Below are 22595 nucleotides of genomic sequence, written 5' to 3'. Positions count from 1 at the left end.
TAGAGTACGCGTCACCTTTCCTGCCTTCCGCCCCTCATGCGCAAGCCCTTGCTGCTCCTGCTCGCCATTGTGCTGCTGATCGGCGGACTGGCCGCCATCAAGCTGGCCCAGCGTCCGCCACCGCCGCAGTTCGCCCCGTCGCTGACCCAGCCGGAGGCCGCGCCGGTACCGGCCGCCGCATCGACGCGACCCCGCGATGCGTTGCCGCCGTTCCTGCCACCCGAGGCGCGACGCACGCTCGCCCTGATCCAGCAGGGTGGCCCCTACCCGCACCGCCAGGACGGCAGTGTGTTCGGCAACCGCGAACAGCGCCTGCCGCAGCGCCCGCGCGGGTATTACCGCGAATACACCGTCGACACCCCGGGTGCCGGCAACCGGGGCGCGCGCCGCATCGTTACCGGCGGCAACCCGCCGACCGCGTGGTTCTATACCGACGACCACTATGAAACCTTCCGCAGTTTCGACGTACCACCGGCCGGGAGCTGGCAATGACACATGATGGATTCGAGCTGGGCCTGCACGACATCAACAATGCCGGCGTCTACGCCATCGGCAACGAAGACGTCGCCCCCCTCTCGGCCGCGATGCGCGATGCCGGCCTGCGCATCTGCCGGATCGACCTGGCCGGCTGCAGCGACAAGCGCACGCTGCTGATGCGGCTGGCCGCGCAGCTGGACTTCCCATCCGGCTTCGGCGGCAACTGGGATGCGCTCGCCGACAGCCTGCGTGATCTGCAGTGGCTGCCGGCCAACGGGTATGCGCTGTTCTTCAACGATGCCGACGACCTGCGCGCTGGCGCGTCGGCCGACTTCGACACGCTGCTGGACATTCTGGACGAGGCAAGCGCGCACTGGAGCGGGCAGAACGTGCCGTTCTGGGCCTTCGTGGCGCTGCAGGATGCCGTGGTGGAGCCGTAAGACAACTCCGTTGGGGCCGTTGGCCTCAACGGCTGCCGTTGTCTTCCTGCAGTTCCTTCTTGAACGGGATGTCCGGCGGCGGTCGCGCCACCGCCGGCTGGTCGTTCATGTTCGGATTGGTCAGGCCACAGCCGCCACCGAACTGCAGCATCGACACCACGCAGGAGATCTTGGTGCTGGTACCGGGAATCGGAATCTCCACCGCCTTGATGCCCTTGCGAACCCACTCGGCGAGCAGTGACTCGTTGGGCGCCCAGTACTTGTCGAACGAGGTCGGGGTGTAATCGTACGGCGGACGCTTCAGCCAGGTGCCCGACTGCGCGATGCGCTCGCGGCTCCAGCCATCTTTGTCACCGCCGGGCGCCCCCCGCTCATGGTCGCCCTTGCCGTCGTCGCCGGGCACGCGCACGCTGCCATCGGCATTGAACAGGCCGGTACCGGCCTGGTTGGCCTGCTGGGCGCCACGCCGCGCGCCATCGCGCGCCTGGGCGTCTGCACCCCAGTCATCGCCCCGCTGCGGCGTGGCCCAGCTGCCGGGCTGCGGCGCCAGCTGCGTACCCGCGCGCGAACTGGCCGGGGCCGACGCGGCCGGGCCATCGCGGACCGGCGCGGACGTGGTCGACGGGGACGACGTGGTCGCGGCACTGGTGCTGGTGCCGGCGGCAGCCACGGTCGGCGCGCTTGGCGCCGGCCGGGGGGCGGCATTGGGAATGCTGCGCTCCCGCACCTCGATTTCCGCTGCAGCGCCCCGCACGTTGACCTCGCGCTGAGGCACCGGGGCCATCGCCACCGGGGCGGTGGGCGCCGGCTGCACCTCGCGCTCGCGCACCTGCAGTTCGCGTTGCGGCACCGTGGCCTCCACCCGCGACTGCGGCATCTGCATCGGCACCGGGCGCTCGCTCATCAGCGTCACCTCGCGCTCGCGCACACTGACCTCCGGAGTGCGGTCACGCGGCGGCGTGGCAAGCGCCGGCAACGGGACGGCCGAACGCGCCACCGGCGTTTCCACCACCGCCACGGTGCGTTCGCGTACGGTTACGTCCTGCGGTTCGCGCGGCACCACGCGGACTTCGGTGCGCGGCACGCTCGGCGGCGGCACCACAAAATCGGTAGTGGCCTCCTGCACGACGGTGGCCTGCAGGGGTTGTTCGTTGGCCGGCGTCGCCTCGGCCGGGGGCGCCGGCTCGGCGGCCGCCGGTGGCGGCGCGGCGGCTGATGCACTGGCGTCGGTCGGCTCGGCCGCCGGGGACGGCGACAGCGTGGCGGCCTGCGCCGACGCCCCCGCTGCGGTGGCATCGATCTGCGTGGCCGGCGCATTGGCCGCCACGGCTTCGGCACTGGACGCGCCACCGCCATCCTCGGCCGGCGTGCCCTTGCCGACGAAGGCGACCTGGATACGGTTGCCTTCGCCACCCTCCTCCGGATCGACCGGGGTGCGCACCAGTGCCACCCACAGCAGCAGTACCGCAAACAGAACGTGCAGCAGCGCACTGATCAGCGCCGAGGTCCAGCGCATCCAGCGCTGGTCGCGGGGGGCCGGCTCCCAGGTCTGCCAGAACAGGCGGCGCACCGCCTGCACAAAGCCCAGCGCGGGCAGGCGACCGGTCGGCACAGGCGCGGGCCGCTGCAGCATCTCCGTCACGACGCCCGTGGCCCGTGGCGGGCGCGGCAGCGGCGTCAGCGCACGCAGCCACAGGCCCCAGCCATACGGCAGGCCCGTGGTTTTCTCCAGGATGCGTTCATCCGGCTGGCGTGCCAGCAACCAGTCGAGAATCTCGTCGGCTCGGCGCAAGGGCACGCAGTGCGGTCAGGCGGCCGTGCCGCGTGGAATGTACGGCGCGTCGCCACTCTCGTGGTCGGTCGCGTCGCGCACCGCGGTAATGCCGGGCACACGTCCCATCAGGGTCTTCTCGATCCCCTGCTTGAGCGTGACATCGGCCATCCCGCAGCCCTGGCAGCCGCCACCGAAGCGCAGCAGCACCACGCCATCGGAGGAGACTTCCTGCACGGCCACCTTGCCGCCGTGCGAGGCCAGCTGCGGGTTGACTTCGTTCTCCACCACCCAGCGCACGCGCTCGACCAGCGAGGCGGCATCGGTGGGCGCCTCGCCCTTGATCTTGGGCGCCTTGATGGTCAGCTGCTGGCTGCCGGCGGCGTTGGCGACGATGTCGATGTCGGCGCCGTCGAGCCAGGCCACACTGGCGGCATCGACGTACAGGGTGAACCCGTCGCAGTCCACCGCCCACTCGTCACCGAGCAGTTGGGTGGGTTCGGCGAATTCCAGCCGCGCGTCGGCGCGCGGCGTGCCGGCATCGACCGCGCTCAGGCGGACGCCCATGCCGGGCACGGCCTCACGCTCGATCAGCTTGCGGAAGTAGGACTGGGCAGTGTCGGATATCTGGATCATCAGGCTATTCTAGCCAATCGCTCGTTACGCGCTCATTCGGTTTATACACTGAACGGCGCATTGTTCAGACATCTAGATGTGGAGGATTGCATGGCCGACCTGATTCCCCTGGCGCAGGCCCATTGCGTGCCGCGCAAAGGCAGCGACCACAAGCTGGGCGCAGCCCGCGTGGCCGAGCTGCTGGCCCAGGTGCCCGGCTGGGAGCTGGCCGAACAGGGCCAGGCCCTGACCCGGACCTTCCGCTTCGATAATTACCACGGCACGATGGCGTTCGTGAATGCCCTGGCGTGGGTGGCCCACCGCGAGGACCACCACCCCGACCTGGGCGTGCATTACGACCGCGCCGTGGTGCGCTTCTCCACCCATGATGTGGGCGGACTGAGCGAAAACGACTTCATCTGCGCAGCGAAGGCTTCGGCCCTCACGGAGTGACCCCATGAAACTGTCATCCATTCTGTTGTCCAGCGTCGCCGTGGCCGCCCTGGCCGGCTGCAACAAGCCCGCCGAACCGGCCGCACCGGTTGCGCCGCCCACCGAGGTCGCGGCAGTGAAGACCCCGCCGCCGGAGTACCCGATCGAACTGGCCTGCCAGGGCATCGGCGGCACCAGCACCTTCAGGGTGGTGATTGGTGCCGACGGCGCCCCCGGCGAGGTGGCGCTGGTCACCGGCAGCGGCAACACCCAGCTCGACGAGCAGGCGAAGAAGGCGGTCCAGGCCTGGCAGTTCAAGGCCGCCACCCGTGCCGGCCAGCCGGTGTCCACCACGATCCAGGTGCCGATCAGCTTCAACCCACCGCAGCCCAAACCCGACCAGTGCTTCGCGATCGAAGAGCGGCTGCGTCAGGGCGGTTGACCGCCCCGTTCCTGCCCCCGGAAGCCAGCGCACGCCAGCTCCATCCCCCTGATCACGCACCGCCTGCCCCGCACGCCCTTTCCCCGGCGTGACGACTACAGGGGCGACGGCGCGTTGTTACCCGTGTAAAGGATGCGGTAGCGCATGCTGGATATTTCGAGCGACAACGTATGGATCGCCCTGCTGGTGACCCTGGCTGCCGGCCTGGCCACCGGCCTCGGCAGCCTGATGGTGCTGTTCTCGCAACGCCCCAATCCCCGTCTGCTGGCATTCGGGCTGGCCTTCGCCGGCGGGGCGATGGTGTTCGTGTCGCTGACCGAGATCCTCAACAAGGCCATCGATTCCTTCACCCTGGCCTACGACGCGCGGACCGGCTTCGCCTACGGCACGATGGCCTTCCTGGCCGGCGTGCTGCTGATCGTGCTGATCGACCATCTGATCCCGAACCCGCACGAAAGCCTGGACAAGCAGGACCCGCTGTTCCGCGACAACAACAAGGCCTATATCAAGCGGGTCGGCCTGCTGACCGCGATCGCGATCACTGCGCACAACTTCCCTGAAGGCCTGGCCACCTTTTTTGCCACTCTGGAAAGCCCGTCGGTGGGCATGCCGCTGGCCTTCGCCATCGCCATCCACAACATCCCCGAAGGCATCGCGATCGCCGTCCCGGTGTACTTCGCCACGCAGAACAAGGTCTACGCCTTCGGTGCCAGCCTGCTGTCCGGCCTGGCCGAACCGGTGGGGGCCGCGATTGGCTATTTCGCCCTGTCCGGCGTCCTCAACCACGCCACCTTCGGCTGGGTATTCGGCCTGATCTCCGGGGTGATGGTGTTCCTGGCGCTGGACGAACTGCTGCCGGCCGCCAAGCGCTACGCGAAGGGTCACGAAACGGTCTATGGCCTGGTGGCCGGCATGGGCAGCCTGGCCATCAGCCTGGTTCTCTTCAAATGGTAATGCCGTCCCGCAGCGCGTCATGCCGGCCGCTGGCCGGCTCCACGCGCTGCCGCATTCCGCGCGCACCCGGCCGCCCCTGACCGGGACGGCAACCACGCCCCATCAACGCAACCGGTTCAGCACCTCGGTCAACTCGTCGGCCAGCGGGGCGTTGAGCAGGTACGGGGTCTTGCCGTTGTCCAGCGCAAATTCCAGCGAGGCGGCGTGCAGGAACAGGCGCTTCAGCCCGATCTGCTCACGAAGCCGCTTGTTGACGTCCGGATCGCCGTACTTGTCGTCACCGGCCACCGGGTGGCCCAGGTGCTGGGCATGCACGCGGATCTGGTGGGTGCGCCCGGTTTCGATGCGCACCTCACAGTACGAATGGCCGCCCTTGCGCTCCAGCACCTTGAAGTGGCTGATGGATTCCTTGCCGATCGGATTGACCTGCACATGCCGCTCGCCGCCCTGGCGCAGCCCCACGTGCAGCGGCGCGTCCACCGTCATCGTGCCATCCGGCATGCGCCCCACCAGCAGGGTCAGGTAGCGCTTGCGGATGCCCGCACCGTGGTCCTCCCGCAGCAGCGCCTGCAGTTCGCTCAGCGCCGACCGCTTCTTGGCCACGATCAGCAGCCCCGACGTGTCCCGGTCCAGCCGGTGCACCAGCTCCAGCGTCCTGCCCGGGCGCAGGGCGCGCAGGGTCTCGATCGCGCCGAAGCTGATCCCGCTGCCGCCGTGGCTGGCCACGCCCGACGGCTTGTTCAGCGCCAGCAGCCGCTCGTCCTCATAGACGATGGCGTCTTCCAGGCGCTTCATGAAAGCAGCGGGCGGGCCCGCCTTGTCTCCTTCCTCGGTGAGACGGACGGGCGGCACCCGCACCTCGTCGCCGGCCTCGAGCTTCCGCTCGGCCTTGGCGCGGCCGCCATTGACCCGGACCTGGCCGCTGCGCACCAGCTTGTAGATCAGGCTGCGCGGTGCACCCTTGAGCTGGCCGAGCAGGAAGTTGTCCAGGCGCTGCCCGGCGCGGTCGGCCGGGACAGAGATCATACGTACGCTGGTCATGGCTTCAGCGGCTTTGGGGGTGGGCTCGGTAACGGTCATTGGCCTTTTATTCTGTTACACTCGGCGGGCGAGATAAGGGATTGATTTCGTTGGAAGTTGCTCTGGGCCAGAAGCCCGACTTCCCGCGATTCCGGCACAGTGCGCAGCCACCGCCCCCGGGGCGGCCATGTTAGCGGCTCACCGGCGGTCCCGGCCATCGCCGGATGCCTGACACGCATCTGCGCTGAACATGTCCCTGTGGCGCTCCAGCCTGGCTGAAAGCTGCCTCCGGCCCAGAAACACCCAAACCAAAACAAATGAAGCGCTCCCGCGGCCTGCCGTGGTGTCGTAGCGCTGGAAACCCAAGCCGCCCTCCCCGCGCATGCGCGATGGGCGTCGAAGCGTGACCAGAAGCGAAACCCCATGGCGTTCCGCGCGGTAGCAGCGCGCGAGGAACGCAAGTATGAAGCGAATGCTGATCAATGCCACGCAGGCCGAAGAGCTGCGGGTAGCCATCGTGGATGGCCAGACGCTGTACGACATCGACATCGAACAGCCGTCCAAGGAACAGAAGAAGTCGAACATCTACAAGGGCCGTATCACGCGCCTTGAACCGTCGCTGGAAGCGGCCTTCGTCGAGTACGGCGCGGACCGTCACGGCTTCCTGCCGCTGAAGGAAATCTCCCGCGATTACTTCCAGGCGGGCGTGGACCACAACAAGGCCGGCATCCGCGAACTGCTGCGTGAAGGCCAGGAAGTGGTTGTCCAGGTGGACAAGGAAGAGCGTGGCAACAAGGGCGCCGCCCTGACCACGTTCATCTCCCTGGCCGGCCGCTACATGGTGCTGATGCCCAACTCGCCGAGCGCCGGTGGCGTCTCGCGCCGGATCGAAGGCGAAGACCGCGCCGCCCTGAAGGACGCGCTGGACAAGCTGAACATCCCCGACGACATGGGCGTGATCATCCGCACCGCCGGCGTCGGCCGCGATGCCGAAGAACTGCAGTGGGATCTGGATTACCTGCTCCAGGTCTGGAAGGCCATCGCCGAAGCGGCGCTGACCAAGCCGGCCCCGTTCCTGATCTACCAGGAGTCGCGCCTGATCGTGCGCGCCCTGCGCGACTACCTGCGCGCCGATGTCGGCGAGATCCTGGTGGACACCGAGGAGCTCTACGAGACCGCCCGCGAGTTCATGCAGCAGGTGATGCCGCAGACCCTGCGCAAGCTCAAGCATTACAAGGACGACATCCCGCTGTTCAACCGCTTCCAGATCGAATCGCAGATCGAAGGCGCGTATGAACGCAACGTGCGTCTGCCGTCGGGTGGCTCGATCGTGGTTGACCAGACCGAGGCCCTGACCGCCATCGACGTCAACTCCTCGCGCGCCACCAAGGGTAGCGACATCGAGGACACCGCGTTCCAGACCAACCTGGAAGCCGCCGAGGAAGTGGCCCGCCAGCTGCGCCTGCGCGACCTGGGTGGCCTGGTGGTCATCGACTTCATCGACATGGCCTCCAACAAGCACCAGCGCGAAGTCGAGAACCGCCTGCAGAACGCGCTCAAGTACGACCGTGCGCGCGTGCAGCTGGGCCGCATCTCGCGCTTCGGCCTGATGGAAATGAGCCGCCAGCGCCTGCGTCCGAGCCTGGGTGAATCCAGCCAGATCGTCTGCCCGCGCTGCGACGGCCACGGCCGCATGCGCAGCGTCGAATCGCTGTCGCTGTCGATCATCCGCGTTGCCGAAGAGCATGCGATGAAGGAGAACACCGGGCAGGTGCTGGTCCAGGCCCCGGTCGAGATCGCCAACTACCTGCTCAACGAGAAGCGCAGCGCGCTGCGTGAGATCGAACAGCGCCATGACGCGCCGATCGTGATCGTCGCTGACGAGCAGCTGCACACGCCGCACTACGAAGTGACCCGACTGCGCGAGAACGAGCTGGGCGAGGAAAGCGGCAAGCCGAGCTACCAGCGCGGCACCCCGCGCAAGCTGCCAGTGCATGCCCTGACCAAGGCGCAGCTCAACATCCCGGTCGCCCCCGTGGTGACCCAGGTCAAGCACAGCCAGCCGGCCCCGGTGCGCGAAGCGCCCGAACCGGTCGTCGCGCCGGCACCGGTCGCCCCGGCACCGGTCGCCGCCCCGGCGGCCACCGGCGTGGTCGGTTGGCTCAAGCGCATCTTCGGTGGCGAACCGGCTCCGGCCGCCGCCCCGCAGCCGGGCAACCGCCCGGCCCAGGAGGGCAACCGCGCCAACCGCACCAAGGACCGCAACGGCAAGGACCGCAACGGCCGTCGCGATGAGCGTGGCGAGCGCGGCGGCACTGGCGCCGCGAACGGCCAGGCCCAGGGGCGTGGCAAGGACCGTCGCGAGGACCGCGGCGAGCGCGGTGAGCGCGGCCCGAAGAACGAGCGCCGTGACGAGCGTCGCCAGGACGTGGCCCCGGCCGCCGGTGCTGCCGCGCAGGTCCCGGCTCCGGGCCAGGGCAAGCCGCGCGGTGAGCAGCAGCCCAAGCAGCCGCGCAACGAGCAGCAGCCCAAGCTGAAGCAGCCCAAGCAGCCGCAGCAGCCCAAGCCGCAGCAGGGCGAGGAGAAGGCAGCCCGTCAGCCGCAGACCGACGCACCGAAGCCGGGCAACACCGCCGCGCCGGTCGCCGATGCCGCCGTGGTGGCCGCCGCAGCCGTGACCGTGGCCGACGCCACCGTCGTGACCTCGCCGGTGCAGGACGCTGCGGCGCTGGCCGCCGCATCGGCGGCAACCGAGCAGGCACTGACTGCCGGCGATGCCGCAGAGCAGAACGATGCCGCCGGCAATGGCGATGATGCCAATGGCGAAGGCGGCTCGCGCCGTCGTCGCGGCCGTCGCGGTGGCCGTCGCCGCCGTCGTGGCAATGGCGAGCAGGCCGCAGGCAACGATGGCCTGAACGATGACGGCGGTCTGGACGACGACGGCGACGAGCAGGACGGCGAGCAGGACGGTACCGACGCCGCCCAGGCCGAGCGTCCGGTTGCCGCCAACGGCCAGCCGCAGCCGGAGTTCGACTTCGACGATGAAGCTGGCTCGGCGCCGAACGCTGCGGCACCGGTCCAGGCCCCGCGCCCGGCACCGGCCGCCGCTGCTGCACCTGCGCCCGTGCAGGCCCCGGTCGCTGCCGTCGCCGCTGCCGCGCCGGTTGCCGCGATCAGCAGCCCGGTGGTGACCGCCGGCCACACCGAAGCCGCTCCGGCCGAGGAAGCCGCGGCACCGTCCTACACGGATCGCGTGCCGTTCGTGGAATCGCCGACGCCGGCCCCGGCCGTGGTCGCCGCCTCCGCACCGGTTGAACCGGTCCGTGCCGACGCCCCGGTGGCCGACGCACCTGTCGCGCCGACGCCGGCCGCTGCTCCGGATCCGGTGGCGAACGCGCCGGTGGTTGAAGCGCCCGTCGTGACCCCGGTGGTTGCCGAGGCACCGGCCGTTGTCGCACCGGCCGCCGCGACCGTCGTCGAGGCACCGGTGGTCGTGGACACCCCGGTCGAAGCCGCACCGGCCGCGCCGAGGGTGGACGCCGCGCCGGTCGTGGCCCGCAGCGAGACCGCCGAGACCGTCCGTCCGGTGCAGACCAGCATGCTGGATGCCGTGGATCCGGTGCCGGCGGCCGTCGAGAAGGTCGACGCCACGCCGGTAACCCGCGTTGAACCGGCGCCGGTCGCACCGGTGGTGCAGAACGGCCAGTTGTTCGACTCCGCCACCAGCGATGTCCCGGCCAGCACCGACGCGGCCGCACAGGCAGCGCAGGCCGAGGCCCGCGACGACATCCCCACCGATGCCGCGCAGACCGATGCCGCCCCCCAGCAGGACCCGGAAAAGACCGACAAGGCCTGATCCCGATCCAGCGGCATGTGCAACAACAGACAGCGGCCTTCGGGCCGCTGTCTGCGTTTGGGGTCACCGCCGGCTGTGGCATGCTCGGGCTCATGCGCCGATCCGTTCCCCTGCCCGTCTGCGCGCTGCTGTTGGCCTTGTCCGCCTGCCAGCCCGCACCGTCACCGCTCAGCGATGCCGCCATTGCCGTACGCGATGCTCCGCCCGAGCACCACTTCCGCGGCGCGCTTGGCGGCACACCGGTGGAGCTGCTCGTCCAGGACTGCAAGGTGTTCAAGGTCGTGCGCGGCACCGGCCAGACGCTGTCGCTGGCCGAGGTGCTGGCACCGGCGCCCTACCCGTTCTTCACCGCGTGCCAGCGTCAGTCGCTGCGCCAGGAAGACGATGCGGTGGTCGCCGTGCTGGGGCGCATGGCCCTGGGCGCCGGCGGCTGCTGCGCGACCGGCGGGACCTGGCGGACCCGCAATGGCCAGGCCTGGGAAAAGACCAGCGAACAGGCCGTCCCCTGAGCGCCTGCCACGCGGCCGTCGATCAGGGAGCGGTGGCCGCCGGAGCCGCCGCGCGCGGCGCGAACTGCAGGCGCGTCCACACGCCGTAGTGGTCCGATGCCCAGCGGCCTTCCGCATAGGGCTGATCGAACAGCAGCCGGGCTTCGCGCGCGATCAGCCGATCCTGCTGGAAGAAGATGTGGTCGATCCGCGAGGGCGCCTGGTAGTAGTGCCGGTTGAGCGTGCTGACCGCCGCGAGATCATTGACGTGCACGCTGCCGTAGCTGTCGCCGTAGTGGTTGCGCAGCGCGCTCAGATCGCCCGCATCGACCAGCGCGTTGAAATCCCCGGCGATCACCACCGGCGCGTCGTCGGACGTGGCGGCGATGAAGGCCAGCAGATCGGCCACCTGTTCGCCACGGATGCGGCTGCCGCTGTCATCGGAGCGCTCGTTGAGATGGGTGGCGTACACGTTCACCGGCTGGCCATCGACCGCGATCCGCAGGTGCGCCACCGTGCGGTAGTCGGTAAGCGGGGCGAGCAGATGGTCGTTGCGCGCCAGCACCGGGCGCGCGGTCAACAGTGCGTTGCCGTAGCGTTTGGAGGCACCTGGCGGGTCGGTGGAGACGAACTGGTAGTCGTACCCCAGTCTGCGTGCCAGCCACTGCGCCTGGTTGCGCACCTTCGGCTTCTGGATCACTTCCTGCAGCGCGATCGCATCCGGACGCAGTGCCTTGAGCTCGCGCAGGATCACCTCACGGCGCGCCGGCCAGTCCTCGCGGTCATGGTGCAGGTTGAACGTCACCATTGTCATGCCCGACGACGGCGCTTGTGCAGGCTCCGCTGCGGCGGCCGCTTCAGCCAGTGCCAGCAACGCCAGCAGACACACAGCGAGGCAACGGCTGCCGCGGCGTCCCCATCGGTTCAACAGGTGCGTCATTACGGTGCCTTGCGTTCTGCCCGGCGTACCGCCGCCGGAATGTCGATCTGGACGGTGGCCGGCAGCTGCATCACCCGCAGTTCCTTGCCTTCCCACTGGGCCGGTTCGCCGTTGATGGTGGTCCCGCCGGGTTCACCGCTGTACGGCCACGGCAGCACCACGCCACCGGGCGGGGCCACCAGGCCGGCCGTCACGGTGAGGGTCAGCTGCTTCTCGCTGCGGCTCAGTGCGTAGTTCAACTGGCCGTTGGGCGTGCGCAACCCCTGTACGGCGATGCCCTTGCCTTCCAGCCAGCGCACCGGCACGCCGGCCGCCAGCACCAGGCTGTCGTCGAGATCGCGGTTGTAGGCGAACATGTCCAGCGCCGAGCGGACGAAGTCCGAGGCAACCCAGGCATGCGGCAGGTCGCCGACAAAGAACGGTTTGCGCGGGGTGTGCGACACCACTTCGGCCCACTGGTTCCAGGCCTGCGGGGCGCGATCATTGAAGAAGAACCCGGTGGCCTGCCAGGCGCGGTCGCGCCAGCCCAGGCGTACGAACGCGGCGACATTGCGCCACTCGTACGGGGTGTAGTCCTTCCATTCCCGCTTGCCGTCGCGCCGTTCCACGAACTGGGTCCAGTAGCGCTCGAACGTGTTGTCCAGGTACGGCTGCGGCAGACGCCCCTGCTCACCGCCCGGTGCCAGCGCGATGGTGGTGGAGGTGGCGTCGAAGTCACCCAGTTCGGCCGAGCCAGGCAGGTAGTCGATCTTGTGCAGCGCGACCGCGGCCTGCAGCGAGGCCTGCAGATCGTCACGGAACTGATCGCGCGATTCGCTCATCTGCAGCGCTTCGGCCTTGCCCAGCGCCGTGGCGATGATCGCCGCATCCTTGTAGCCGCGCAGCGCCCAGAAGTTGTCCCAGTACGAATGCATCGGCTTGGCCGAATAGCCTTCGTGGCTGATCGAGGCCGGCATCATCCCGTAGAACGCCGGATTGCGTGCCCGGTTCTCTTCGGTGCGCTCGCTCAGGCGCAGCTGTTCCATGTAGTTGAACGCGCCCTGCACGTGCGGCCACATCTGCTCCAGGAAGGCGGTGTCGCCGGTGTAGCGCCAGTACTCGGCGATGTTGAAGATCAGCTCACCGTGGCTGTCGTTCTCCGGCACCGGGTCGCTGCCGCGCGCATCCACGCAGCACGGCACCTTGCCGTTGTCGAACTGGTACGGCGCATACCAGATCACGTAATCGCGCACCGCGTCATTGCGGCCCATGCGCAGCAGACCCTCGGAAATCATCGCGCCGTCGCGGATCCAGCTGCGCGAGTACGAACGCGTGCCCGGCTGCAGGCTCGGGCCGATGCGCGAGATCAGCATGTGCGCCAGCGCGGTACGCAGCGTATCCACCAGCGGCTTGCCGGCGTCGGGTACCTGCAGCTTCACCTGGTCCAGCCGGGTGCGCCACATCGAGGCCACCTGCTGCTGGGCCTTGGCGGCGTCGAACCCCTTGGGCATGGCCCAGGTACCGGTCTGCGGGAGGACCAAGGCCACCTCGCGGGTTTCGCCGGGTGCCAGCTTAAAGCGGTACAGCAGCGCGCCGGAGGCCAGCCCGGTGCTGTCCTTGACCTCGCGGGTCTCCGGAAGTTTGCCGCTGGCCAGGTGCATCACCTCCAGCTTGCTGTCGAAGGCGGTGGCGAAGGCCGCATCGGCCGGCTGCACGGCATGGATGCGCGGGGTACCGTTGACGTCGACATGGGTCGGGTCCACCGCGAGTGCGTCGATCCGGCTGAAGCCGCCCACGGTGTTGAGGAACTGGGTCGGCGGATTGACCTGCCACGGCCGCACGGCCAGTGCCAACGTGTACTCGTGGGCCACCTTGTCCGGGTTGCGCAGGGTGTAGCGGCCGATCAACTGCGCGTTGTCCGGCCGCCCCTGCACGAAGCCGGTCACCTGCAGCGCGGCCTTGTCGTGGGCCCAGTCCACGCTGGCGATCGGCAGATAGCCGTCCTGCAGCGATTGCCGGCTCTTCACGTCCGCCCAGGTGAGCAGCTTGTTGTCCACCAGCACGAACGGTTCAACGCTGAAGCTGGACTTCGCCACCTCCAGCGCGCCATCTTCGCCGATCAGCGCCTGTTCGCGGCCGCCGTCCAGCCCCAGCAGGGTCCAATAGGGCTGCTCGCCGCTGAAGCCGCGCGGCACCGAGCCACGCGGCAGGTCCGAACCGACCGACTGGATGAAGTCATTGGGGGTGTCGGCGAAATCCAGCGGCTTCAACCCGATGTCGCGGATGCCGTAGCGCCAGTTCGGGCCGCCCTTGAGGTCGAAGCGCAGGTAACGCGCTTCGGTTTCCGGCAGCGCCAGCCAGTCGCGGCCGCCGCCACCGGCGGTGACCTCGCGCAGTGTCTTCCAGCTGCGTCCGTCCTGCGAGGAGCGCACGGTGTAGCGCGTGGCCTCCAGCCCCGGCAACCACTGGATCACCGCGCCACCGAACTCGCGGACCTTGTGCAGGTCCAGGCTGATGGTCTGTTCGGCGACCCCGCCACTGATCCAGACCGTGTCCGGCTTGCCATCGACGATGCGGTTCTGCAGCGCGGTGGCGGTGTCGGCAATCACCGACGGCGTCAACGCACTGGTGTCTTCCGGTGGCAGGGCCTGCAGGGTGAGGCGGTCGAAGCACACCGTGCCCTTGCCGCCGACCTTGCTGTAGAGGGTGAACTCCACGGCGGCGCTGCGGGTCAGCGTCTTCTCGGTACCCGGCCCCCAGGCCTTGTCGATGTGGCGCTTGCGGTACTGCACGCCGGTCCACGCCTTGGGAAAGAAAAAACCGGGGCGGTTGACCCACCACACGTTGTCCCCGCTGGCATCGATCAGCTTGAACTGCAGGTCGTTGGACGGCGAATCGCCGCGCAGCTGGAAACCGACCTGATAGTTGCCCGGCCACTCCACGGTCAGCTCGCGGCGGATGCCGACATACCCGGAGACGTCATGGAAGTCGTAGTCCAGGCACAGCGCGCGCCCGCCCCCGAGGCCGGCGACGCTGCGCAGCGAGCCGCTGACCTGGTCGGACAGCACCAGCTTCCACGGCGACATGTCGTCGAAGCCGTCCAGCACCCGGGGTGCAGCCGGCGTCGCCGGCGGTGCGGCCGCGGCCGCCAGTGACCAGACCAGACCCAGACCCACCGCGACGACGACTCGCTTCACCCTTTGACACTCCCCAGCAGCAGACCTTGGATGTAGTAGCGCTGCAGCACCAGGAACAGTGCCAGCACCGGAACCACCGTGACCACCGCACCGGCCATCATCATTTCAACGTCCATGATGTGTTCGCGCGAGAGTGTGGCCAGGGCGACCGGCAGAGTGTAATGCTCCTGGTCGGTCAGCACGATCAACGGCCACATGAAGTCGTTCCACGAGCCCATGAAGGTGAAGATCGAAAGTGTCACGAGCACCGGCTTGAGCATCGGCAGCACGATCTGGAAGAAGATCCGCAGCTCCCCTGCCCCGTCAATGCGCGCCGCTTCCAGCAGTTCGTCCGGGATCGACCGGGCGTACTGACGGACCAGGAAGATGCCGAACACGGTGGCCAGCGCCGGCACGATCACCCCGCCGAAGTTGTTGACCAGGCCCAGCTGCTTCATCAGCAGGAACAGCGGCAGCATCGCCACCTGCGCCGGGATGACCAGCGCTGCCAGCAGCAGCTGGAAGATGCGCTCGCGGCCGACGAAGCGCAGCTTGGCGAAGGCATAGCCGGCCATTGTATTGAGCAGCAGCGAGCCCAACGTGATCGCCAGCGACACCAGCAGGCTGTTGACGAAGTTGTTGCCCATGCCGGTCCGCGCGAACAGCTCGTGGTAGTTCGCGGTGGTCACCGAGGACGGCAGCAGCGGCGGCGGGAAGTGCGCCGCCTCGCCGGTCGGCATGAACGACACCGACAGCATCCACAGCAGCGGCGCCAGGCTGACCAGCGCCAGCACGGTCAGGCCACCGTTGACCCACCATGCATGCCAGCGCGATTGACCGATTTCACGACTCATACCAACTGCCTCTTGCGGCCGAAACGCAGCATCAACGTGGTCACCGCCAAGATGATCAGGAACAGCAGGAACGCCACCGCGGAGGCGCGTCCCAGGTTCCACCACTTGAAGCCCTCTTCAAACATGAAATACAACACGCTCACGGTGCTCTGCAGTGGGTCGCCGCGGGTCATGACGTACGGTTCGGCAAACAGCTGGAAATAGCCGGACACGGTGATCACCCCGACCACCAGTAGCACCGGGCCGAGCATTGGCAGGGTGATGTGCAGGAACTGCTTCCAGCGCGAGGCACCGTCGATGCGCGCGGCTTCGTACAGATCGTGCGGAATCGCCTGCAGGCCGGCCAGGAAGATCACCATGTTGTAGCCGAAGTTCTTCCATACGGCGAACAGCATGATGGTCGGCATCGCCCAGTTGGGATCGCCAAGCCAGTCGATCGGGCTGATCCCCAGGTGCCCCAGGCCATAGTTCACCAGGCCGTAGCTGGTGTGGAACAGGTAGCGCCAGATCACCGCCACCGCCACCAGGGTGGTGACCACCGGGGCAAACAGCGCCGTACGGAACAGCGCCTTGAAACGGGCCGCCGGCGCGTTGAGCAGCATGGCCGCGCCCAGCGATACGCCGATGGACAGCGGCACACCCACGATCACGAAGTAGGTGGTGTTCCACAGCGACTTCCAGAACATCGGGGTCTGCAGCAGATCAATGTAATTGCCCAACCCGACGAACCGCAGGTTGGCGCTGTCCGACAGCGAATACAGGTCGAAGTCGGTGATGCTCAGCGCCAGCGCCGACAACACCGGCAGGCCGAAGAACACGCCGATCACCAGGATGGCCGGGCCGGCGAACATCCAGCCGGCAAGCGAACGCTGCTTCATGGGCGGGCCTCCTGCTTCTGCTCTTCAATCCAGCGTCGTTTGGCGAGGATCTTGTCCACGCGGTTGTCCAGTTCGGTCACGGCCGCATCCTGATTGAGTCCACCACGCACCACCTGCTCGGTGGTGATGCGCATTTCCTGCGCGATCCGCTCCCACTCCAGCACCTTCGGGGTCGGCTTGACCCGCTCGAGCTGGTCGCGGAACGGCTGTGCCAGCGGATCGTTGGCCAGCGAGGGGTATGCCCAGGCGCTGCGACGCGGCGGAAGATCGCCGATGATGGAATGGAAACGCTGCTGGATCTGCGGGCGCGAAAGGAACTCGATCAGCTTCCAGGACGCCTCCTTCTGCTGCGAGGAGCGGAAAATCACCAGGCTGGTGCCGCCGGCGATGCCGGCGCCCGGACCGTCCGGGCCCGGCAGTGCGGCGGTGCCCCACTGGCCTTCCAGCGCCGCCGGCTGCAGCTTCTTGAACTCACGGATGTTCCAGGGGCCCGAGACGTAGAACACATTGAACCCGCGGAAGAACTCGTCCCAGACATTGGAGATCTGGGTTTCGGACATGCGCGGCGCCCAGCCCTGGGCGAACATGTTCTCGTAGAAGGCCAGCGTGCGGCGGAAGCCGGGGCTGCGGAAGTTGCCACGGGTATCGTTGTCGCGCAGCAGCGGGTCCGGCTGCTGCAGGGCCAGCGACAACTGCTGCTCGAATTCGTTGATCGGCATCAGCACGGCGTAGCGGTTGGCGCCCTGCATCGTCTTGATAGCCGCCATCATCGCGTTCCATTCGGCCCACGTCCGCGGCGGATGATCGAAACCGGCCTTGGCCAGCAGGTCCTTGCGGTAGTACAGCAGGCGGGTATCGACATACCACGGCACGCCCACCAGTTCGTCGTGGATGACGTTGGTATCCCAGATGCCCTGGAAATAGTCGGTCGGGTCCACCACCGTGGACTTCGCCACATACGGCTGCAGCGGGGTCAGCGTGTTGAGCTCGGCGAACTCGGGAATCCAGGTGTTGCCGAGCTGGCACACGTCCGGCAACCCATCGGCGGCGAAGGCGGTCAGCAGCTTCTCATGCGCCGCCGTCCACGGAATATTCTGCACATCGACATGGATGCCCGGGTTCTCCGCCTCGAATTCGCGGATCAGGCCGGTCACGACCTCGGCCTCGCGGCCCATCGCCCAGAAACGCACGGTGACGCCTTCCGGCTCTTTCCGGCAGGCACTCAACAACAGGCTGCCGACCAGCAGCAGCAACAGACTCAGACCCAGCGTGGGGCGCGACGACAATGGCACTGCTTACTTCCCTTGAGGCTGGTTGCGGTTGGTGTTGTTCTTCTGTTCCTGCGCCGCGGCCGCGCGCGATTCGGCGATGCCGACCGATCGTGCCGACGCTGCTTTCTCATCCTTCTGCAGCGTCGTCGGCGCCGTCTCGCCTTCCGGGGTCAGCCAGCCGCCACTGAAACCGGCGCGCTCCAGCCCCTTGCGGATATGCGGGTTCTTCTTCATCACGTCCCAGACGAAATCGTTCCGGTAATTGGCGATCATGGTCAGGATCGGCCCCTGGTCGATGCCGATGTAGTCGCTGGCCACCCAGCCACGGTCCGGCACCAGGCGCCCGGTCTTGATCGGGATGTCGTAGTTGAAGCTGGGATTGAACGAGTCCAGGAAGCCGTAGCTGGAATAGATGTAGTCGCCGTAGCGCTTGTGCATCTCTTCGGTGGCCGGGATCACCTCTTCCGGCGCGAACACGATCGAGGCGATCGCCGCCGTCGGCGCGATGGTGCCGTCGTCGAAGTTCTCGCGCAGGCCGGCGCCGCGCGAGGAGTAGTGCCGGAACTGGCGCTGCTCGCCGCGATACTCCTGCGTGGTGTTCTGCGGGCCATCGCTGGCAGTCAGGCCCCACACGTTCTCGCCGTAGTCCTTCCAGTTCATCGGATTGGCGATGGCGTACTCGCGCTGGGCCAGCGCGGCCGACCGGCTGTTGAGGAAGTAGGTGCTGCCCCGCTCGCGCATGTAGGCGTCCTGGATGTCGCGGAAATCCACCCACACGTGCGTGTACTGGTGACCGAACAGCGGGCCGAAGGACAGGTATTCCTGGCCCTGGTAGACGCCCCAGTCGTTGTCGTAGGTGCGCGTCCACACCGTCCATGCGTCAGGACTGACCGGATGGGTCGGCGAACCGAGCGCGAGGATGTAGACCATCATCGCCTCGTTGTAGCCCATCCAGTCGTGGTCGATGAAGCCGCTCTCCGGGAACCAGCCCATCGAGATCAGCGGCGCACGCTGCTGCAGCCAGGGCCAGTCCACGCGCTTGTACAGCGTATCGGCGATCTCGCGGATCTCTTTCTCTCGCGGGTCATCGCCACTGTAGTAGGACTGCGCGAACAGCACGCCCATCATCAGCAGCGCGGTATCCACGCTGGACAGCTCGACCCAGCTGTCGTACCGGCGGCCCTGCTGCATGTCCAGGAAGTGGTAGTAGAAGCCCTTGTAACCGCCCTTGCCGGTGCGCTGCGGCCCCATCGGCAGGTCGCGGAAGAACTTCAGCGTCAGCAGGGTGCGGTCCACCGCCTGGGTGCGGCTGACCCAGCCATTCTCGATGCCGATCGGATAGGCGGTCAGCGCGTACCCCACCGAGGCGATGCTGGCGAATGGGCGCGACGGGAAGCGATCCGGGCTGAGTCCGTTGACTTCGTTGGTGGTGTCCCAGAAAAACTGGAAGGTGCGGCGCTCGATGTCGTCGAACAGCGGCGGCAGTTCGGGCTTCATCGGACGCGGCGGCGCATCGGCCTCCACCAGAATGACCGGAGGCTTGGGCTTGGCCGGTTGTTCCGGCGCCTTCTGGCAGCCGACGATCGCTGCGGACAGCAAAGTCAGCGTCACCACCCGACGTGCATTCATCGACCACCACCTTTTCGCATGTTCGTGCTGGAGAGCATAGCCTCAACCAGATTGAAATCGTTTACAGACCCGACGCAAAAAAAATCCGCGTGTCGAGGGCGGATCCAGTCTGTCCGGGCAACGCGGGCTACCTGCCGCACACGCGCTTGTCCATCGCCGATGGGCAAGCGCCTGTGCAGTCCGCCGGTCGGCCAGAGGCCGGCCGGCGGTGCTGCCCCGGCATCGCCTGCGAAGGCGATGCCGGGTAATGCGATCAGAAGCGGAAGCCGACTTCCGCCTTGACCTGACGCGGCGTACCAATGATTTCGCCGGTCTCGTTGTAGCTGGCCTCCAGCTTGCCGTTGGTCTTGACGTAGTTGTAGGTGGAGAAGTTGTCGAAGTTGAACACGTTGATGATGTCCAGGCGAGCGTACAGCTCGGTATCGCCCGCCATCTTGAACGTCTTCGTCGCCTGCAGATCGACCGAACGGTAGCCGAAGATCTTGCCACCCAGCAGGAACTTGCCATTGGCGTTGGGCACAGCCGCCTGCGGCGTCGGCAGGTTGTAGCCGCTGGCCTGCGGCACCGGGTACCAGTCGTTGACGGCGGTCGGGGTCGCCAGGGTGATCTTGCCACCGAAGGTGATGCCCCAGAAGCCGGCGTACGAACCGGTGACCACCAGGCGGTGGCGCGGCGCGCCGTTCGAGCGGATGGTCGGGTACTCGCTGATCAGGCCGCGGTCGAACGCGTACTTCTCATTGATGTCGCGGTTGTGGCGCGCGGTGGTCCAGGTGTAGGCGACCGAGGTGCCCCAGCCGCTTTCCTTGGTGAACGGCTTCTGCGCCGACAGCAGGACCTGGGTCGCACGGGTCTTGATGCCCTGCTGGCCGATGATCAGGCTGCCGAAGCCCGGCACGTTGCAGCTCCAGGCCTGGCTCAGGCCCGGGTCGGAACCGCCGCACAGGCGCGGGTCATCGAAGAACTGGCCGGTCGGGTAGCGGTTGCCCAGGGTGAAGGCGAAGCCGTCGTAGCTCAGCGTGCGGGCGATCGTGGCGTCGGTCAGCCACTCACCGATCTGGTTGCTCATGCCCAGGCTGAACTGATCCGAGTACGGAGCCTTCAGATTGTTGTTCAGCAGATCCACTTCCAGACCGGCATTGCTGGTGGCACCCACGAGGTTCTGCAGATTGCCGATGCCGTTGAGCAGGGCCGGGTTCCAGTCATAGCAGGCGGCCTGGCCGTTGATGCAGGTGCCGGTGGCCGGGTTGCGGAAGTAGATGGTCGGCTGCGGCAGCGCCAGCTTGGTGGTTTCCAGCTGCAGGTTGTCGAACAGGTCGCGATCGTACGAACGGCCGGCACCACCGTGGATCACGTGCTGCTCGTCGGCGTTGATGTCATACGAGAAGCCCAGGCGCGGCTGCCAGGCATCCTTGAATGCCTTGCGGTTCTTGCCGGTGCTGATGTAGTCGCTGATGTCCAGACCGCCCAGCGCCAGCGAATCGGCGTAGGTCTGGCCGGCGGGGGCGCGCGGATCCTGCGAGTAGATCGCGTCGACCACCTGCTGCGGGGTCACGAAGTCCAGGTAGGACGGGGTCTTCTCGTAGTCCCAGCGCAGGCCGAGGTTGAGCTGCAGGTGGTCATTGACCTGCCAGTCGTCCTGGATGAACAGGCCGATCTGCTTGGACTTCGAACGCACTTCGCCGGACACGCCCGACACGCCGGTTACCGGCTTGACGAACTGCGCCTTGTACGGAATGGAAGACGGGAAGTCCGGATCGCCCAGGCTGTAGGTGAAGGTCGGATTGATCTGCGCGGCATCGGATGCGTACAGGTCGATCTGCTTGTACTTCGCACCCATCTTGATGGTGTGGTCGCCCATCCACTGGATGCCGTCCAGGGTCAGGTTGTCTTCGATCGACCAGCCCTTCTGGCCCTTCACCTGAGAATCCAGCGCCGATGCGCCACCGATCTTCACCACGGTGCGGTCTTCGGTGCCGTCCGGTGCGGTGTAGGTGATGCCGTTGGCCAGGGTCAGCGGGGTCGGGTTGTTGAACGAATCTTCATGGGTGACCATCATTTCGTTGTAGTAACGCTCGCCGCTGTGATTCCAGCGCAGGGCGTAACGACGGTCGGTGTTGACCACTTCACGGCCGGCTTCCGGCGAGGTCTGGCCGCTGAACTGCGACTGGGTTTCATCGCGGTCCTGGAAGGTCAGCTCGATGCGATCGTTGTCGGTCGGCTCGAAGTCGATCTTGGCGAAGATCAGGTCCTGCTGGAACGGCTGGCTGGCCGGGCCGAGGCCGGCGGCGCCATCGGGCGGCAGCAGGCCGGCAGCACCGGTGACCGCGCCATCCGGCGCGATGGTGACCGGCAGGTCGAAGCGCTTGGCTTCATAGGTCACAAAGAAGTGGGCCTTGTCCTGGATGATCGGGCCGCCCAGGGCGAAACCGTATTCCTTCTCGGCCGACACCATCTTGTCGTTGCCGCCCTGGCGCTCGGCCGGGGTCTTGGCGCGCATGTCCTCATCGGTGTAACGGTAGAAGGTTTCACCCTTGAACTCGTTGGTACCGGACTTGGTCGCCGCGGTCACGGCCGCGCTGGAGACCTGGCCGTACTCGGCCTTGTAGTTGCCGCTGATGACCTTGTATTCACCGATCGCCAGCTGCGGGAACGGGTTGCCGGCGCTGCCGGACTGGCCGGCGACGCCGCCGCCCTTGACGTAGCTCTTCTGGCCCACGCCATCGATGTACACATTGGTACCGTCGGAGTTGGTGGCACCGCCGCGCAGCGAGGTGTTGCCCTTGGCGTCGCGGGTGAAGATCAGGCCCGGGACCGCGTCGGCGAATTCCAGGAAGTTGCGCGACACCTGCGGGGTGGTCTGGATCTGCTGCAGGCTGACGGTCTTGCCCACTTCGGAGGTACGCACTTCCTGCAGCAGGGTCGGCGCAACCACGTTGACCGTGTCCAGGTTGGTGGCATTGGCGGTGCTGCCGTTGGCCGGCGCGCCGCTGAAGTTCAGCGTCGCGGTCGAGGCCACGGTCACGGTCACTTTCTGGGTCTGGCCGTTGGCCACAACATCATAGGTACCCGGGTCCAGGCCCATCAGCGAGTAGCTGCCATCGGCACGGATGGTGCCGCGGCGCACGGTACCGGTGGCGACGTTGGTCGCGATGACTTCGGTGCCGGCCTCGGCCTGTGCAACCTGGCCACGCAGCGAGGCGTTGGCCGACTGCGCCATCAGGTCCGGCGCAGCGCCCAGCATCAGACAGCTGACCAGTGCGGTGGTCAGCAGGCGACGGGCCGGCGCACGATTGCGGTGATTGGAATACGTCATGTAACTCTCCGGGTGGTGGTGGCCGTCATTGCGGCCCCTGTATTGTTTTTTTGAAGTGGA

The 22595-nt window shown here is 67.3% G+C and carries 17 protein-coding genes; 7 read left to right on the top strand and 10 right to left on the bottom strand.

Annotated elements, in window-relative coordinates; all coding sequences use genetic code 11:
- Positions 1–36: 36 nt before the first annotated feature.
- Both GDJ08_RS17305 and GDJ08_RS17300 read left to right on the top strand, forming a co-directional pair.
- On the top strand, positions 37–492 hold the full coding sequence (locus GDJ08_RS17305; protein WP_017355352.1) for a guanyl-specific ribonuclease: 456 nt from the start codon (positions 37–39) through the stop codon (positions 490–492).
- A complete protein-coding gene (locus GDJ08_RS17300) occupies positions 489–917 on the top strand; it encodes a barstar family protein (RefSeq protein ID WP_153165364.1) in 429 nt (142 codons plus the stop codon). Before GDJ08_RS17305 ends, GDJ08_RS17300 begins: the two co-directional genes overlap by 4 nt.
- Before the next feature lie 25 nt (positions 918–942).
- Here the strand turns inward: GDJ08_RS17300 and GDJ08_RS17295 are convergent, their stop codons facing one another.
- Together GDJ08_RS17295 and GDJ08_RS17290 are read right to left on the bottom strand one after the other, a co-directional pair.
- Positions 943–2715, bottom strand: coding sequence for a hypothetical protein (locus tag GDJ08_RS17295; protein ID WP_153165363.1), 1773 nt, complete (start codon positions 2713–2715; stop codon positions 943–945).
- Positions 2716–2724: 9 nt separating this feature from the next.
- Positions 2725–3324 carry an NfuA family Fe-S biogenesis protein gene (locus GDJ08_RS17290; RefSeq protein WP_017357208.1) on the bottom strand — a complete coding sequence of 200 codons (600 nt, stop codon included), beginning with the start codon at positions 3322–3324 and terminating at the stop codon, positions 2725–2727.
- A gap of 90 nt (positions 3325–3414) precedes the next feature.
- On the opposite strand from GDJ08_RS17290, the gene GDJ08_RS17285 reads away from it, so the two are divergent.
- From GDJ08_RS17285 to zupT, 3 genes are all read left to right on the top strand, one after another.
- Entirely contained in the window at positions 3415–3756 is a 342-nt protein-coding gene (locus GDJ08_RS17285) for a 4a-hydroxytetrahydrobiopterin dehydratase (protein ID WP_017357207.1), read from the top strand.
- A gap of 4 nt (positions 3757–3760) precedes the next feature.
- Positions 3761–4177 carry an energy transducer TonB gene (locus tag GDJ08_RS17280; protein WP_017357206.1) on the top strand — a complete coding sequence of 139 codons (417 nt, stop codon included), beginning with the start codon at positions 3761–3763 and terminating at the stop codon, positions 4175–4177.
- Positions 4178–4321: 144 nt separating this feature from the next.
- Entirely contained in the window at positions 4322–5131 is an 810-nt protein-coding gene (gene zupT / locus GDJ08_RS17275; protein ID WP_136003318.1) for a zinc transporter ZupT, read from the top strand.
- 102 nt (positions 5132–5233) lie between these two features.
- Here zupT and GDJ08_RS17270 read toward each other — a convergent pair whose 3' ends face one another.
- On the bottom strand, positions 5234–6211 hold the full coding sequence (locus tag GDJ08_RS17270; protein WP_423666301.1) for an RluA family pseudouridine synthase: 978 nt from the start codon (positions 6209–6211) through the stop codon (positions 5234–5236).
- 403 nt (positions 6212–6614) lie between these two features.
- Between GDJ08_RS17270 and rne the strand changes: the two genes are divergently transcribed.
- Together rne and GDJ08_RS17260 are read left to right on the top strand one after the other, a co-directional pair.
- Positions 6615–10007 (top strand): ribonuclease E, encoded by a 3393-nt coding sequence (rne, locus tag GDJ08_RS17265; protein WP_153165362.1) that lies wholly within the window; start codon positions 6615–6617, stop codon positions 10005–10007.
- 92 nt (positions 10008–10099) lie between these two features.
- Complete coding sequence (locus GDJ08_RS17260) at positions 10100–10516, top strand: hypothetical protein (protein WP_136003311.1); 417 nt, start codon at positions 10100–10102, stop codon at positions 10514–10516.
- 22 nt (positions 10517–10538) lie between these two features.
- Here the strand turns inward: GDJ08_RS17260 and GDJ08_RS17255 are convergent, their stop codons facing one another.
- The 7 genes from GDJ08_RS17255 to GDJ08_RS17225 form a co-directional block, all read right to left on the bottom strand.
- Entirely contained in the window at positions 10539–11435 is an 897-nt protein-coding gene (locus GDJ08_RS17255) for an endonuclease/exonuclease/phosphatase family protein (RefSeq protein ID WP_136003310.1), read from the bottom strand.
- Positions 11435–14611: a discoidin domain-containing protein gene (locus GDJ08_RS17250; protein ID WP_153165361.1), complete on the bottom strand. Its 3177-nt coding sequence runs from the start codon at positions 14609–14611 to the stop codon at positions 11435–11437. Before GDJ08_RS17250 ends, GDJ08_RS17255 begins: the two co-directional genes overlap by 1 nt.
- On the bottom strand, positions 14608–15444 hold the full coding sequence (locus GDJ08_RS17245) for a carbohydrate ABC transporter permease (protein ID WP_017357393.1): 837 nt from the start codon (positions 15442–15444) through the stop codon (positions 14608–14610). Before GDJ08_RS17245 ends, GDJ08_RS17250 begins: the two co-directional genes overlap by 4 nt.
- Positions 15441–16322 carry a carbohydrate ABC transporter permease gene (locus GDJ08_RS17240; protein ID WP_017357394.1) on the bottom strand — a complete coding sequence of 294 codons (882 nt, stop codon included), beginning with the start codon at positions 16320–16322 and terminating at the stop codon, positions 15441–15443. The genes GDJ08_RS17245 and GDJ08_RS17240 overlap by 4 nt, the downstream gene beginning before the upstream one ends.
- Entirely contained in the window at positions 16319–17584 is a 1266-nt protein-coding gene (locus GDJ08_RS17235; protein WP_136003442.1) for a sugar ABC transporter substrate-binding protein, read from the bottom strand. The genes GDJ08_RS17240 and GDJ08_RS17235 overlap by 4 nt, the downstream gene beginning before the upstream one ends.
- A gap of 33 nt (positions 17585–17617) precedes the next feature.
- Complete coding sequence (locus tag GDJ08_RS17230) at positions 17618–19222, bottom strand: glucoamylase family protein (RefSeq protein WP_017357396.1); 1605 nt, start codon at positions 19220–19222, stop codon at positions 17618–17620.
- Between the two features lie 253 nt (positions 19223–19475).
- Entirely contained in the window at positions 19476–22535 is a 3060-nt protein-coding gene (locus GDJ08_RS17225) for a TonB-dependent receptor (RefSeq protein ID WP_017357397.1), read from the bottom strand.
- Between the last annotated feature and the right edge of the window lie 60 nt (positions 22536–22595).

The organism is Stenotrophomonas nematodicola, assembly GCF_009467805.1.
GTDB lineage: Bacteria > Pseudomonadota > Gammaproteobacteria > Xanthomonadales > Xanthomonadaceae > Stenotrophomonas > Stenotrophomonas nematodicola.
Note: the sequence above shows the minus strand (reverse complement) of the source record. Positions and strands in the feature narration are given on the sequence as shown.